This window comes from Microcystis sp. LE19-84.1B (genome assembly GCF_027531875.1).
Classification (GTDB): Bacteria; Cyanobacteriota; Cyanobacteriia; order Cyanobacteriales; family Microcystaceae; genus Microcystis; species Microcystis panniformis.
In genome coordinates this window covers 1-2,069 of record NZ_JAPZSR010000431.1, presented here as the reverse complement: position 1 = coordinate 2,069, position 2,069 = coordinate 1, and the positions used below count along the sequence as shown (strand labels likewise).

Below are 2,069 nucleotides of genomic sequence, written 5' to 3'. Positions count from 1 at the left end.
AGGGGAGAACCCAATAACCAAGTGGCTAGATCATCGGAGAAGTTTTCGGCAATAAATTTACAAATATTATCAAACATTGTCAGGGATTACTTTCCGTTTCTCCTAGGATACCCTCGATCGCCGGTGTTGACATCCTGTATTCGCCGTAACTGTTGCCGAGGCGAATCGTAGTGCAGAATACATTATCGGCAAAATTCAGTTCTAACCCTGAACTAAGTAGGTAGTCGTTAAAAATTATCAGATGCCCCCCTTAATAAGGGGGGATTAAGGGGGGACTAAGGGGGGATCGGCACCCCCCTTATCAAGGGGGGCAGGGGGGATCGAACCTAAAATCCATTTTTAATTTAATTATAACCAGCTACTTAATCCCATAGATAGGGGCAAATTTGTCACATCTTCCCAGAAATTTCTTGACAATTACTAGAGGAAAGGGTACACTGGTAGCAGATTTTCTGAAGCTTTATGTCCCTATCTAAAGTTATCAATCATGGGGGGCGGGAGAAGCGTAGCTTATCAAAGGCTCTGCTGAAATCCTTTTCCCTAGTCACGGCCACTGCGATCGGATGTATTAGTATCGCCACCAGTGCCACTGCGGCCAGTTTTTCTTTTTCTTTCGCTTTCGGTAGCTCCGGTTCGGGGAACGGTCAGTTTAATACCCCCTCCGGTATCGCTGTCGATAGCGGTGGTAATATCTATGTAGCCGATACGTTCAACTATCGGATACAGAAATTCAACCCCAGTGGTGTCTTCCAGTCCACTTTCGGTACCAATGGTACGGGGGACGGTCAGTTCAAGAGCCCCTACGGTATCGCCGTCGGTAGAGGTGGTGATATCTATGTAGCCGATACGGATAACAATCGGGTACAGGTATTCGACCCCAGTGGTGTCTTCCAGTCCACTTTCGGTAGCACTGGTTCGGCGGACGGTCAGTTCAAGAGCCCCTACGGTATCGCCGTCGGTAGCGGTGGTAATATCTATGTAGCCGATACGGCCAACTATCGCGTACAGGTATTCGACCCCAGTGGTGACTTCCAGTTCACTTTCGGTAGCCAAGGTTCGGGGGACGGTGAGTTCAATAGCTCCTACGGTATCGCTGTCGATAGCAGTGGTAATATCTATGTAGCCGATACGTTCAACAATCGGATACAGAAATTCAACTCTGATGGTGACTTCCAGTTCACTTTCGGTAGCCAAGGTTCGGGGGACGGTGAGTTCGAAAGCCCCTACGGTATCGCTGTCGATAGCAGCGGTAATATCTATGTAGCCGATGCGTTCAACGATCGCGTACAGGTATTCAACGACCGTGGTGCCTTCCAGTCCACTTTCGGTAGCTATGGTACTGGGGACGGTGAGTTCAGTTTCCCCTACGGTATCGCTGTCGGTAGCCGTGGTAATATCTATGTAGCCGATATGGACAACAATCGCGTACAGGTATTCAGAACGCCCGAACCTTCTAGTATTATCGGATTAGGCATACTAGGGGGCGGTTTAGTGGTGCGTCGCCTCGCTAAACGTGGTTAATCGGTGTGGAGTGGGGAGATGAGTTAAAATTTCCCTAATTCCCCACCCTTTGCGGTTAAAAGCTTTAATTGTCCTGCTGCCTTTGTAATTCCTCGATTGCGTCGGGGGATAAGTCAGTAAATTGGGCGATTTCTGGGATAGAAAAACCAGCAGATAGCATTTTTAGGGCAATTTGTCGAGCTTTTTCCTCTTTGCCTTCTTGCAATCCTTCTTGTCGTCCTTCTTGTCGTCCTTCTTGTCGTCCTTCTTGTCGTCCTTTTTGTAGTCCCTTTTCCTCGCCTTCCTCTAAAATATCTTGATAGATGACGGATTCTCTCATAATCTCACTCCGAAGAATTTTTTTAATCGTCTCTCGATTTAATACTAACCCGGCGAGAATGCTGGTAGCGGCAGCGAGATTGCTTTGTACCTGTTTTTGGGAGATAGTTTCTAGAGAACGGGACACCTGACTTAACACCTGTTCAGGGTCATCGGTATTGCTGAGGACGGCAAAGGGTAATAAACCGGGATGATGGAAAAATTGTGGTGTCTTTTCTTCCCAAAGACGG

2 protein-coding genes are annotated in these 2,069 nt (G+C 47.7%); one reads left to right on the top strand and one right to left on the bottom strand.

The features are described 5' to 3' along the window. The first annotated feature begins 462 nt into the window (after positions 1–462). Positions 463–1,521 carry a 6-bladed beta-propeller gene (locus O9324_RS24400; RefSeq protein ID WP_288141550.1) on the top strand — a complete coding sequence of 353 codons (1,059 nt, stop codon included), beginning with the start codon at positions 463–465 and terminating at the stop codon, positions 1,519–1,521. 64 nt (positions 1,522–1,585) lie between these two features. Here the strand turns inward: O9324_RS24400 and O9324_RS24395 are convergent. Next, the coding region (locus O9324_RS24395; protein ID WP_502846600.1) for an Rpn family recombination-promoting nuclease/putative transposase at positions 1,586–2,069 on the bottom strand (484 nt) is incomplete at its 5' end.